13 protein-coding genes are annotated in these 13,190 nt (G+C 41.1%); 9 read left to right on the forward strand and 4 right to left on the reverse strand.

Annotated elements, in window-relative coordinates; all coding sequences use genetic code 11:
* The first annotated feature begins 38 nt into the window (after positions 1–38).
* Genes SKC38_RS03320 through SKC38_RS03335 form a run of 4 tightly spaced genes read left to right on the forward strand, consistent with a single transcriptional unit; the run spans position 39 to position 4,874 of the window.
* A complete protein-coding gene (locus SKC38_RS03320) occupies positions 39–3,089 on the forward strand; it encodes a PVC-type heme-binding CxxCH protein (protein ID WP_377975072.1) in 3,051 nt (1,016 codons plus the stop codon).
* A 2-nt stretch (positions 3,090–3,091) separates the two neighbouring features.
* Entirely contained in the window at positions 3,092–3,985 is an 894-nt protein-coding gene (locus SKC38_RS03325) for a hydroxypyruvate isomerase family protein (RefSeq protein WP_377975074.1), read from the forward strand.
* Between the two features lie 52 nt (positions 3,986–4,037).
* Positions 4,038–4,325, forward strand: coding sequence for an autorepressor SdpR family transcription factor (locus tag SKC38_RS03330; RefSeq protein WP_377975076.1), 288 nt, complete (start codon positions 4,038–4,040; stop codon positions 4,323–4,325).
* Positions 4,326–4,370: 45 nt separating this feature from the next.
* Positions 4,371–4,874 carry a hypothetical protein gene (locus SKC38_RS03335; protein ID WP_377975078.1) on the forward strand — a complete coding sequence of 168 codons (504 nt, stop codon included), beginning with the start codon at positions 4,371–4,373 and terminating at the stop codon, positions 4,872–4,874.
* On the opposite strand, the gene SKC38_RS03340 is transcribed toward SKC38_RS03335, so the two are convergent.
* From SKC38_RS03340 to SKC38_RS03350, 3 genes are read right to left on the reverse strand one after another with little or no spacing between them, the layout of a single operon-like run.
* Positions 4,875–6,134 carry an MFS transporter gene (locus tag SKC38_RS03340; protein ID WP_377975079.1) on the reverse strand — a complete coding sequence of 420 codons (1,260 nt, stop codon included), beginning with the start codon at positions 6,132–6,134 and terminating at the stop codon, positions 4,875–4,877. It abuts the gene before it with no gap.
* A complete protein-coding gene (locus SKC38_RS03345) occupies positions 6,122–6,868 on the reverse strand; it encodes a hypothetical protein (RefSeq protein WP_377975081.1) in 747 nt (248 codons plus the stop codon). Before SKC38_RS03345 ends, SKC38_RS03340 begins: the two co-directional genes overlap by 13 nt.
* On the reverse strand, positions 6,855–7,682 hold the full coding sequence (locus tag SKC38_RS03350) for an MOSC domain-containing protein (protein WP_377975083.1): 828 nt from the start codon (positions 7,680–7,682) through the stop codon (positions 6,855–6,857). Before SKC38_RS03350 ends, SKC38_RS03345 begins: the two co-directional genes overlap by 14 nt.
* A 114-nt stretch (positions 7,683–7,796) precedes the next feature.
* On the opposite strand from SKC38_RS03350, the gene SKC38_RS03355 reads away from it, so the two are divergent.
* Positions 7,797–9,104: a TolC family protein gene (locus tag SKC38_RS03355; protein ID WP_377975084.1), complete on the forward strand. Its 1,308-nt coding sequence runs from the start codon at positions 7,797–7,799 to the stop codon at positions 9,102–9,104.
* Here SKC38_RS03355 and SKC38_RS03360 read toward each other — a convergent pair.
* Complete coding sequence (locus tag SKC38_RS03360; RefSeq protein WP_377975086.1) at positions 9,099–10,883, reverse strand: ABC transporter ATP-binding protein; 1,785 nt, start codon at positions 10,881–10,883, stop codon at positions 9,099–9,101. The two genes, SKC38_RS03355 and SKC38_RS03360, sit on opposite strands and share 6 nt — an antisense overlap.
* A gap of 91 nt (positions 10,884–10,974) precedes the next feature.
* On the opposite strand from SKC38_RS03360, the gene nusB reads away from it, so the two are divergent.
* The 4 genes from nusB to yajC are packed head-to-tail and all read left to right on the forward strand — an operon-like array spanning position 10,975 to position 13,189.
* A complete protein-coding gene (gene nusB / locus SKC38_RS03365; RefSeq protein ID WP_377975088.1) occupies positions 10,975–12,138 on the forward strand; it encodes a transcription antitermination factor NusB in 1,164 nt (387 codons plus the stop codon).
* Positions 12,139–12,140: 2 nt separating this feature from the next.
* The gene (locus SKC38_RS03370) at positions 12,141–12,437 is read left to right on the forward strand and encodes a YtxH domain-containing protein (RefSeq protein ID WP_377975090.1); all 297 of its coding nucleotides are present in this window, start codon (positions 12,141–12,143) and stop codon (positions 12,435–12,437) included.
* A 1-nt stretch (position 12,438) separates the two neighbouring features.
* Positions 12,439–12,885: a DUF1573 domain-containing protein gene (locus tag SKC38_RS03375; protein WP_377975092.1), complete on the forward strand. Its 447-nt coding sequence runs from the start codon at positions 12,439–12,441 to the stop codon at positions 12,883–12,885.
* 4 nt (positions 12,886–12,889) lie between these two features.
* The gene (gene yajC / locus SKC38_RS03380; protein WP_377975094.1) at positions 12,890–13,189 is read left to right on the forward strand and encodes a preprotein translocase subunit YajC; all 300 of its coding nucleotides are present in this window, start codon (positions 12,890–12,892) and stop codon (positions 13,187–13,189) included.
* Position 13,190 lies beyond the last annotated feature (1 nt).

The following is a 13,190-nucleotide window of genomic DNA, read 5'->3' on the forward strand; positions in this document are numbered from 1 at the left end:
TTTACAACAAAGCGTTTCGCTCAACCTATTTAATTCGCATGAAAAATTCTCTCCGTGGATCTTTGTCCATTTTCGGCTCATTATGCCTTTTAACTTACCTTGGGATCTCTTCATTCCAGAATAATGAACACCGACGCTGGGGACAAGCCCTATTGGATTCCCTTAACGAATCACAAAAACATGAGGCAGTAAATGCTTTGGCAGGTTTGCAGATTGATCCCGAATTGGAAATCACAACTTTTGCGACGGAACCGATGTTGAAAAATCCGACCAACATGGATATCGATTCGCGTGGTCGGGTTTGGATTACAGAGGCATTCAACTACCGACCAGCCATCGCGGGCAATCCCACGAATCCCGCTGGAGATCGCATCATTATCTTGGAAGATACGAACGGAGATGGTAAGGCAGATAACCAAAAAACATTCTATCAATCCCCTGAGCTAAATGCACCGCTTGGCATTGCAGTACTTGACAGCATGGTGATTGTGGCGCAAAGCCCCTACATTTGGCGCTTATACGATGACAATCACGATGATAAAGCCGACCGCAAAGAAATTATGTTTCAAGGTATCGGTGGGGAACAACATGACCATGGTGCACACGCATTTACCTTTGGCCCTGACGGAAAATTATATTTCAACCTAGGTAATGAGGGCAAGCAATTGCTCGATGCCAAAGGAAACCCGGTACTTGATCAGGATGGAGACATCATCGGCCCTAAAAAATACAAACAAGGAATGGTGTTTCGTTGCAATGTCGACGGCTCCCAAGTGGAATGTTTAGGTCAAAACTTTCGGAATAACTTCGAAGTTGCTGTTGACTCTTATGGCGCTTTATGGCAATCAGATAATGACGATGATGGCAACAAAGGAGTTCGCATCAATTCCGTTTTCGAACATGGAAATTATGGCTATACAGATGAAATGACGGGCGAAGGCTGGTCAGTGAACCGCACCAACATCGAATCTGAAATACCTTTGCAACATTGGCATTTAAATGATCCAGGCGTTGTGCCCAATTTATTACAAACAGGTTCAGGTTCACCCACAGGTATTTTGGTCTATGAAGGGCAATTATTGCCTGCCAAATTCCAAAATCAAATCATCCATGCCGACGCAGGCCCGAATGTGGTACGCGCATACCCTACAAAAGCACAAGGTGCTGGTTATTCAGCCAGCATCATTAATCTTGTTGAAGGAATTAAAGATCAATGGTTTCGTCCAGCGGATGTAACGGTGGCACCAGATGGTTCACTTTTCATCGCCGACTGGTATGATCCCGGTGTGGGTGGACACCAAGCTGGTGACCAAAACAAGGGGCGCATCTACCGGATATCACCCAAAAACACGCCTTATTTAGTCAAAAAATTACACCTTGACTCTCCGATGGGAGCAATTACGGCATTATTCAACCCAAATCTTGCCACGCGCTATTTAGGCTATAAAGCATTACTGCGTTTTGGAGAAAAAGCATCTCAAGACATCGCTGCAGTCTATCAAAACGAAAGCAATCCACGTTTAAAAGCCCGCCTATTTTGGTTGTTGGCCCAAAGCCCCAATGGATTAAGCTACATCGATAAAGCACTCATGAATCCATCTGCCGAGTGGCGCATGATGGCCATCCGTGCCATGAAAATGCGCCCATTTGAAACTTGGAAATCGTTGGCTCAGCGGATTATACAAGATTCCGATTATCAAGTGAAACGCGAACTAGCCATCGCATTGCACCATGTAAAGAACCCCGAAGCGGATGCAATGTGGGCGGCCTTAGCTAGCCAACATACCGGTGAGGACCGTTGGTACTTAGAGGCATTGGGCATCGGCGCGGACCGCGCATGGGATTCGCGTGTAGCAGCATATTTGGCATTAAAACCAGCAGATTCACCAGCTTTCCGGGATATCATCTTCCGTTCGAGAACAGCTTTAGCTAATTCCTATTTATTCCAATACTTGAAAGAAGTAAAGCCATTGAACGACAAATTGCGCTATTTCCGCGCCTTGGATTTTATTCCAGGCGAAGAGAAATCGGCCTTATTGGTTCAATTAATCAACACAGAACTTAAAAAAGACGCGGCGGCCACTTTGGTAGCCATCCGTCACCTTTCACAGGAATACATTCAAAAAAATGCTTTGGCTCGCAAAACAGTCATCGGCCTCTTACCTAAAAATGATTTAGATGAATACACCAAATTAATCGAGAAATACAATTTAGGTGAATTAAAACCCGATTTGATGAAAATCATCTTGAGTAATAAAGGGGGCCGACAAGCCGCTAAATCACTCTATGCAATCGGTGGCAATGACCTAATCAAAACAACATTCAATCAGGGAAATAATGCGGTCAAACGTTCCATCATCGACGCGATTCGTTGGCAAGGAAACAAAGAAAGCATCGCTTTACTAAGTCAAGCCATGCTCAATACTAAACTCGATTTAATCGTACGGAAAGATGCGGCCAAAGGAATCGGTAACTCCTACCCTGCTGGCGAAGATTTTGTCTTGCAAGCCTTGAAGCAAAAGCAAATTCCCGCAAACCTGATCCCATCTGTGGTTGAGTCGGTCAGTAAAGCTTGGCGAAAAGGGGTTCGTGTGGAAGCCAATACCTACCTGAGTGGCGCACAGAGCAATTCCAAAACTAAACATCCTGCGTTGAATGAGTTAATTAACTTGAAAGGTGTAGCAAAAAATGGAATTAAAGTATTTGTGGAGCAATGTGCGATGTGTCATCAAATCAATAATGAGGGCATTGATTTTGGGCCAAAACTATCAGAAATAGGCTCAAAATTATCGAAAGAAGGAATGTATCTATCCATCCTTCACCCAAATGCGGGTATTGGATTTGGCTATGAAACCTTTGAGATTACGACCAAAAAAGGAGATGTTTATCAAGGAATCGTTACCTCGAAAAATGAAACCGATATCATCCTAAAATTACCTGGAGGCAGCATTCAAAATTTCAAAACATCCGCATTGAAATCCGTGAAACAATTAGATAACTCGATGATGCCGGATGGTCTCGCAGATGGGATGTCGACGAGCGAATTAACGGATTTGGTGGAATATTTAAGCACTTTAAAGAAGAAATAAACATGAATCGTCGATCGTTTAGCCAATTAATGACAGCGGGAGTTTTAGGCACTCAAACGCTTAAAGCAGGCACAGCTAATGCAAATACATTTAGTTTAAACTATGCGCCGCATTTCGGAATGTTTGAACAACATGCAGGAAAGGATTACATCGACCAATTGAAATTCATGCATGAGATGGGATTTCGTGCGTTGGAAGACAATGAGATGATGGAAAAGCCTGTGGAAGTGCAAGAGAAAATTGGGGCGACACTAGGCCGACTAGGCATGGACATGGGTGTTTTTGTGATCAAATTCCCAGGTTTTTTCGATAAGTCGCACATGACCACGGGGGATAAAACTTGGACCGATATGTTCTTGAAATCCTGCAAAGAAGCTGTTGAAACGTCCAAGCGCGTTAATGCAAAATGGGCGACGGTAGTACCTGGAAATTTCACCCGAAACTTACCGATGGGCATTCAAACAGGAAATGTTATTGAGGTATTAAAACGAGGCGCTGAAATCTTAGAGCCCCATAAGCTCACGATGGTTTTAGAACCACTAAGCGACAACCCCGAACTATTTTTACGCCATTCAGATCAAAGCTACATGATTTGCAAAGCGGTAGATAGCCCATCTTGCAAAATCCTTTTCGACATGTATCACATGCAACGCAACGAAGGAAACATGATCAAGAACATGGATTTATGTTGGTCGGAAATCGCCTACTTACAAATAGGCGACAATCCAGGCCGTAAAGAACCTGGAACGGGCGAAGTCAATTATGCTAATATCTTCGAACACCTGCGGAAGAAAAACTACAAAGGTGTTTTGGGCATGGAACATGGTAATTTCCATCCGGGAAAAGAGGGCGAAGTGAAACTAATCGAAGCCTATCGGAAAGCTGACCATCTGTAAATTTGGAAATGCAAACTTATAATTAGATATTCGCCTAATTATTTAATCAAACATGGAAGCAGCCTTCAAAGCGATTAACGATGTAACCCGAAGAGAGATACTCCAATTTCTCATCCAAGGTCCACAAAATGCGGGACAAATTGCCAAGCAATTTGACATGACCAAGCCAAGCATTTCACATCATTTGGATTTATTGAAACAAGCCCAATTAATCGATGCCGTAAAGAAAGGGCAGTTTATCCATTATAGTTTAAATAAAAAGGGCTTCGAGTCGATCCATCAATGGTTTCAAGGTTTTGCCCAGCACTTTGAATTCCCTAAACCTAAAATCCGACTGTAATTGTTGGTTTGCCATTTTTAAGATAAATTCGTAAAAAATATTCGCATGAGCTCCAATCTGCCTTCTTCGTTTTCATTTCTTTCTAGCCAAACACCACGTGATTTTGTAGGTCTTGGCGTTATCCAATTACCGAAACGTAATTTCTTTCAGTCGATTGGTGATTTTTTTGCAACGAAGTCGGGGAAACAACGCATCTCCTTTCTTTTGCTGGGAGCGCATGAAATCAAAGTCGTACATTATCAAGGAGCTGACCAAATAGGCAACAGCGACATCCCGAAGAATCTGATCGAATCCATCGAAATTCATGCATCCAAAACTTCCGATGGCTTGGTGGTCATTTACAACATCGAAGTGATCGAATGTATCTCGGTGAACGACAAAGGCGTAAAGAAATTAAAAACGCACACATTCAATTTGATGCCTGCATTATTGGGTGAGAATACAAGTCCAGTGAATAAGGTTTCTGATATTGTTTGGGCACAAGAGAGTCGCAATACCATCGTGGAGACCTTAATGGCTTGGAATACGAGTATTCAAGAAAACAAGTAATTAGGCTTCTGACGCTTTCTCAACATCCAGTTCCAATAAATCCTTGGATTTAAATGCCACAATGGTGACTAGAAACAAGGTTACCCCGGCACCAATAAGCACAGAAGGAATTGTACCAAAGAATTTAGCTGCAACACCTGATTCGAAGGCTCCCATTTCATTCGAGGTACTCACAAAAACACCATTAACGGAGGAAACTCGCCCCCGCATCTCATCGGGCGTGAATATGCGCAAGACCGTTTGACGTATCACCACACTGACGGAATCGAAAGCACCGGTAAAAAACAAGGCTGTCACCGACAACCAAAAATTAGATGATAGACCAAATACCAAAGTCGCAATACCAAAACCTGCGATAGCGAGTAGCAAATTTCGCCAAGCATTTTTTAACGGTGGAAAATAGATCAAGCTTAGCATCGTAACGACTGCACCAACAGATGGAGCTGCACGTAGAATCCCAAGACCTTCAGCGCCCACTTTCAGAATATCTTCGGCAAAGATGGGTAGGATTGCGATTACCCCTCCGAACAAGACAGAAAACAAATCAAGTGAAATCGCATACAGAATGATTTTCGTCTTAAATACATACTCGATTCCCTCGCGCAAACTATGCCAAATAGATTCATGAACAACCTTTTTAGGGGGTACAGGCCGACTTTTAATAAAAAACATACAGGACATAACGGCTAAAAGCAGACCGATTACAATCATCAATGAACCCGACAAGCCGGCATAAGCATAAAGAAAACCTGCCATTCCAGGACCTAAGATGGACCCTAATTGCCAGAAGGATGAATTCCAAGTAGCGGCATTCGCAAACACTTCTTTAGGAATTAGAAAAGGATTTAAGGACGAGGCCGCAGGACTAAAAAAACCTTTGGCGAGACCAATCAAAAATATCACGAAGTAGATTAGATACATATGAAAATCCGCATGCTCCGATTTCAATTGAGTTGCCGCATACAACAACAAAACAGAGCCCAAGATAATGACGGACAAAGACCCTTGCATGATCTTTTTCTTATCTCGATTATCCGCAAAATGGCCACCAAACAACACCAAAGAGATATAAGGAACTGCCTCTGCTAATCCAATTAAACCCAATGCTAAGGGATTATGCGTCAAATGATAAATTTCATAGGCCAAAATCACCTCCTGAATCAGCAATGCCATCGTAAACAAGGTATTCCCCGTCACATAGGCCCGAAATTCAGGATAGCGTAGCGCCTGATACGCATCTTTGGTCTTTATAAATTGCATAATATGTAAATCAGTGGACTCGCAAATGCCCATTCGGCCCAAAGGCGCATGTGCATTTGAGCCCTAAAATAATAAATCCCCACATGAATTCCCCATATCATGAGCATTATGCCTACAACGAATAGATTAAATCCCGAAATACCTAAAAGTAAAAGCAAGACTAAACTTACGTAAATCAACAAGGAAACATAATAGCGCTTGCCTCCTATTGAAATCCAAGTAAATATCCATAAGTTCAACAATACCAACAAGAAAAGGGATATCCCAAGCAGAAAAGGAAAATCAGCAAACAAACACGATGGGAGCAAAATGCCCAGACTGTAAATCAGCGAAGTAAATAGTTCTTTCGTCCCCCAATATTTTTCAAACAGGCCCTTAACCCATGCAAACCAATATCCAAATAGAATAGTCAAGAGACTCAGTCCCAAAACGAGTAAATTCAACTCAACTCGGGCTAATAAAATGGCATTCATGACACCCAGAACGAACATAAGACCTAATATAGGTTTTTGATAATGGGCATGAAATCGATGTAAATCATCGCTTGCACTTGCTAATCGATTATCAATTTGCCGATCCATTCCGTAAATCATAAACACCGAAATCGCCAACAATCCCGCATATTCCCACCTTGGCCATTTATGCAACAAAGCATGGAAAAACATCAGATGCAATGATAATGCACCCAAAACCACATCCAAACTCAAAAAATGTATGATTTTAAAAAAGCGCATCTTTCCGTGTTGAAACAATCACTTCATCTCCAACCTGAATCGTACCCAAGGTAATCGGAACCATTTGTTGGCCGAAATACACCTTATTATCCTTTTGCCTAAATGTTGCCAATGCCTTCAACATTCCTCCTTTATCAACTAGACCAGTTGCTGGTTCGACGTTTATTAGTTGGCAGCGCGCACAAGGTTTTGCCCCAAACAATCGAACGGAATTAATCGAAATTTCCTCCCAAGTATCCTCTTCAAAGGAATCAGACCCCTCTAGGATTAAGTTCGCACGAAAACGCAAAGGGTCATAATCTTGCCCATAAACCGTCTCAACCTGTTTGTAGGATGCTTCGGAGGCCAACAATATAGGTAAGGAGTCCGCAAAAGAACTTTGATTGGACCCGCTTGTTTGATATTTTTCTTTGATAATCCGAGGGGATTCGGGTTTTTGCATCACCAAGCGAGCTGGCTCTTGCAACAAATCAGAAAACCATTCCGACCAGCCCTCTCCTACTTCGACCACTTGTAATGAATCATCCCAAAGTTCCGCAGCTAGTGACTCTTTTAGCTTTGGTATCGAAGACAAAACCTTTGATTGACCCGAAATTTGATCTTGAACAAGATAACCACCCTCAACTAAACTTAATTTGAATCGAGTTAAATCCGGACGCGTTCGTTGGGTGATGAATTTACCTTGTGGATCTACCAACATAAATCGGCGATCGCCTACAAAGCCAGCGGCATCAACTAGCACCTGGTCAACAGCAATCGCGGCCAAGGATTTAATCGGGAATAGGTATAATTGCTTAACAAGAATTGAGCTCATACCGCAAATTAGGCAATTCAGCGCAAAATTCCCTACATGGTCTTATCGGTTCAGCCTTTCATTATGTGGGACAAAATCCTTATGTTTGTTGCTTATTATCAAAACCTATTCAATATGAAATCATTTGGCCTAATTAGTTTATTCATACTAACTAGTCTTTCCAGCAAAGCACAAGATATGTTACGCTTGGAAGATGCCATCCAACAAGGTTTACAGAATCAATATTCGATTCAGATTCTCAAGAAAAGAGAGATTCAGGCCGCCAATGACAATAGTTTAGGGAATGCAGGTTTTTTACCAACTATCACAGGTACAGCTACAAAAAACTATACGATTTCAGGTTTAGACCAAGAATTTTTTGGTGGATTACGTGCTCCCTTGGTACAATCAGGGGTCAATTCAAACAATGGAAATGCGGGAATAGCCATGGCGTGGACACTCTACGATGGAAAGGGCATGTTTGTTTTACGCGATCGGTTTAAAGAATTACAAAATTTAGGCACCAAACAAACCGAATCTTCCATTGAAAATTTAATCGCACAAATCAGTAATCTCTATTACGACATCATTCGCCAAGATTTGCGTGTAAATAACTTCCGTAAAGGCCTTGAAATCTCCAATGACCGATTAAAACTTGCCAAAGATCGTTATGAAGTCGGACAAGGTTCAAAAGTCGATTACTACTCGGCACAAGTTGATTACAATGAAGATAAGGCATTATTACTCGCTCAAGAACAATCCTATTTAAATACCAAAATCAGCCTAAACACCCTGTTGGTTCGCCCACATCTGACAACATTCCAAACGCTTGCGGTCATCGACTTGCTCCCTAAATTGAATTTAAATGAATTAAAGGAGATGGCCTTGAAACAAAACCCTACCCTGATGGCGGCGCTTGTTTCGAAAAAAATCAGTGATTTGGATACGCGTAATTTGAAAAGCCAGCAAACCCCACAAGTAGACCTATTAGCGGGTTATGCGGTGAGTAATGTCTATAACGGCGCGGGATTTGGTGTACAGAAAGGATCAAGTGATGTGTTCAATTATGGCCTTCGCGCAACCATCAACATTTTCGATGGCTATAACCAAAAACGCAGAATCCAAAATGCAAAAATCGCCTCCGAAATTGCCCAGTTGCAAATTGAGGATACGAAAAATCAATTGATTGCTGCCATCGAAAGATCCTTTACTGCCTATGAAAATGCGTTGAATTTAATTGCTCTAGAGACGGAAAACTATACGATCGCGAAGCAAAACATTGACATTGCATTTGACCGCTTTAAAATTGGAATTGCAACATCCTATGAATTACGCGAAGTACAACGCAATGCGGTAGCGGCTGAAACGCGCTTAATTGAAGCAAAATATTCAGCTAAATCAGCGGAGATTGAATTGATTCGTTTGAGTGGTAATCTATTATAGCCCTTGCTCTTCGTTTAATTGTTGTTGGTATAAATCATAATACAAGCCCTTCTTGCGCATTAGTTGCGCATGCTTCCCTTGTTCAACAATTGCCCCATCTTGCAAGACAAACACACGATTCGCTAATTTGGCAGATGACACGCGGTGTGAGATAATCAAACTCGTCTTATCTTGCATAATCGACTTCAAATGCGTCAAAATCTTATGTTCGGTATGCGTATCCACGGCTGATAAACAATCGTCTAACACCAACATCATCGGATTTTTTGCCAAGGCACGAGCTAAGGAAACCCGTTGTTTTTGGCCACCTGATAAGGTTACACCACGTTCGCCTAGGATCGTTTCGAATTGATCCGGAAAATCCATGATGTTGTCATAGACATCCGCAAATCGTGCGGCCTGCTTCATCTGCTCTTCACTTAAATCATCCTGACCAAAACGAATATTTTCTGCAATCGTTGTTGAGAACAAAAACACATCTTGAGGCACAAATCCCAAATGCGCGCGAACATGTTGGATGTCCCAATCCCGCAATGGAATATCATCCAACAAAATATCTCCGGCCACCGGATCATAAAAGCGAGCCATCAACAAAGCAATCGTACTTTTTCCAGAACCCGTTGTCCCCAATAAAGCCACAGATTCCCCTGCATTAATTTCTAAGTTAATATCCTTCAGTACTTCGCGATCCGTACCGGGATAGGTAAAATATAAATTCTTGAAAGTCCATTTCCCTAAGATGGCCTGCTTAATTTGTTTACCCGGAATTAATTCCGATTTGATTTCCAAAAATTCATTAATCCGTTTTTGTGAGGCAGCAGCACGCTGAATTTGAGAACTCGTCCAACCTAATGCGGTTACAGGCCAGGTCAACATAAATACATACATGATGAATTCGGTGATATTTCCCAAAGTCATCCGACCTGCCATAACCTCATTTGAACCCACATAAACAACTAAAAGCGTGCTAAAACCGACCAATAAAGAAATCAAGGGAGTAAACAAGGAATCAATTTTAACTAAGTCCAAGGACTTCCGACGGTAATTCGCAGAGGCTTCCGTAAATGCTGCTAATGATTGTTTCTCACGAACAAAAGATTTCAAGACTCGAATCCCAGAAAAGGCTTCCTGCACAAAAGTGGAAATAGTAGATAAACCCGCTTGAATCTCCTCCGACTTTTTGATAATCAAAGAGTTAACATAATAGATACTGAAAGACAAGATCGGCAAAGGCAAAAGCACATACCACATTAGGGTTGTACTCACATGATACATGTAATAAATCACGAGGGCAAAAACCGTGATCAAGTTCAAGCCATACATGATGCTGGGGCCCACATACATACGCACCTTGCTAACATCTTCGGATATGCGCGCCATTAAATCACCTGTATTTTGCTTGCGGTAAAAGGAAAGCGGTAGTGTTTGATAATGCGCATATATCTCTTGCTTCATCTCGTATTCGATGTGGCGCGACATGACAATTAAGGTTTGACGTACCAAAAACAAGAAAACTCCTTTGATAAATGCCATTAAGACAATCAAGGCACCATAATAAAACAAGGTACTCGCAAATACCTCATAAAAAACAGATTGCATCGAAAATCCCTTGAACAGGAAATATACATCTATGGTCTCTGTCACCAAATCCAAAGCAAAACGAACCAACTGCGCGGGTACGACACCAAAAAAATTGGAACAAAAAGTAAACAGCATACCTAAGAGTAACAGCCATTTATATTTCCAGAAGTATTGATTCAGATGACTAAGTGCGCCCATGTATGGAATAAGTTGGCGTAAAGATAGGACCTTTCTAAATTAAAATTTGTAATTTTGTGTTTTACAAATCAAGAACGCTCTTTATTTTCGGATGGTTAACAGAAGACTACTACGGGTCAAAGCATTTCAACAAATGTATGCCTTTTGGACGCAGGAACGCGCGCAATACCAATTAGCCTTTGATGGCTTACAAACAATCTTTCAGCCTGATCTATCGTTGATGGTTGCCAAAGAAGAACAAACACCTCGTCTGGAGGGTTTGCGAAAACTAGCCGAAATTCAATTAAACGAATTTTTTCAGGGTGTACCCACCGAAGAAAGCATTCCCGCAGAAGCGCTAGAAGCAGCACAATCTGTATACCGTGTCTACCAAAATAATGTAGCTAAAATTGCCCGTGACATGCGTAAAAACATGGTCACTGAGGTCGAATCCATCTACAAACAATATTTAAAATTACTTTTCTACTTACAAAATATCCCGTCGATCGGTCAATGGGATGAGCAAAGACGTTTATTGGAAAAGGCGATCAAGACATCACAAATTGCCAACAATAAAGTATTAGCGATTCTTCCAAAATGGAAAGATTTGCAAGCTGCTTTTGCGGAAAATAACATCGGTTGGTCAGAAGATGAAGAAACATTGCTCAAGAAATTATTCTTAGAAGGAATATTACCAGATGAAAGCTTTACATCCTACTTACCGGAGGCGGGAAAAGATTTGAGTAAAGACATTGAAATGGTACAATATCTTTTGAAAAATTATCTGTTAAAACATCCGATTATGACAGCATATTTTGAGGAAAAAGATTTAAATTGGCATGTTAATAAGGATGTAATCAAAAGCCTAAGTACTAAAACTTTTAAAGTTGAGGCATTAGAAGATTTAAGCTTACAAGCGCTTGCAATCCAATGGGATGAGGATAAATTATTCTTTGAAGAATTATTCGACTATTGTGTAGCAGAAGATAAATCCTTAACAACATGGGTGAATGACCAGACGAAAAACTGGGATTCGGAACGTTTGGCAACGTCTGATTTAATCATTTTAAAAATGGCAGTTGCCGAGATGATCAAGTTCCCAAGCATACCCGTCAAAGTGAGCATTAACGAATACATTGAAGTGGCGAAAAACTACTCAACTCCTAAATCTGGACCATTTATTAATGGTATTTTGGATGTCGTGTCAGTTAAGCTAATCGGTGAGAAAATTATACAAAAATCAGGTCGAGGATTAATCGACATAGCTAGTAAATAATTATGAGTAGATCATCAAAATCCTTTTGGGCATTTGTAGTAGGAGCTGCTACAGGAGCCGTACTAGGTATTCTTTATGCACCGGATAAAGGGGAGAATACCCGTAGCAAATTGTATTTCCAATTGAATAAATACCGTGAGCAATTAAAGCAATTGATCAATGACATCGTAGACGGAAAAGAAATCCCAGAAACGATGGCAAAATCTGAAGGCAAAAAAGTCGTGAATGATACGAAAATCAAAGCAGAGAAATTGCTTGAAGACGTAGAGAAAATGATGAGCCAAATCAAAGCAAAATAAGATGCTTCGTTTTTCGATTTGTTTGGGAGCCATGGTTTTGTTGTTGGGATGTACCAACAAACAAAAAGAGTCATTGAGTGATGCTGAAAATGCTATCCCAATCGCTTTGCGCCCCTCGATTGAAAAACGCCCGCAAATGGTTTTTGACCAACCTTTGGTTTATTTAGGTCGAATTACAGAAGGTGACAGCATTTCTTATACCTTCCATTTTCGCAATAAAGGAAACCTTCCTTTGCAAATCAGTTCCGTGAATGCCTCTTGCGGTTGCACAACACCTAAATGGTCAAAGGACCTCGTACAACCCGGGAAAAAAGGTTACATCAAGGTTACCTTTGATTCGCATGGCAAGGAAGGGAAAGTTCAAAAAACAGTTACCGCTTATGCGAATACATTACCAGCCGACAACATGGTTGCGTTAAAAATAGAAGTTTTACCTCAAAAAAAATAGTCCTATGTTATTATTAGAAGCCAACCCACAAATCATGCAAATCGTCCTTTTCGGTGGAATTTTTGTGGTGTTTTATTTCTTCATGATTCGTCCCCAACAAAAAAAGGCGAAAGATGCACAAAAATTCATCTCTGAATTAAAAACGGGAGACAAAGTCGTTACAATTGGAGGTGCGCACGGAAGTGTTGTTTCCATTCGTGAAAAAACGATTGTTGTAGAAGTAGATTCAAGCAAAGGAGTGCGCATGGTTTTTGAAAAATCAGCAATCTCGAAAGACGCTTCTTCTCGCTTAACTGAAGAATAAG

The organism is Aquirufa echingensis, assembly GCF_042714525.1.
Lineage (GTDB): Bacteria > Bacteroidota > Bacteroidia > Cytophagales > Spirosomataceae > Aquirufa > Aquirufa echingensis.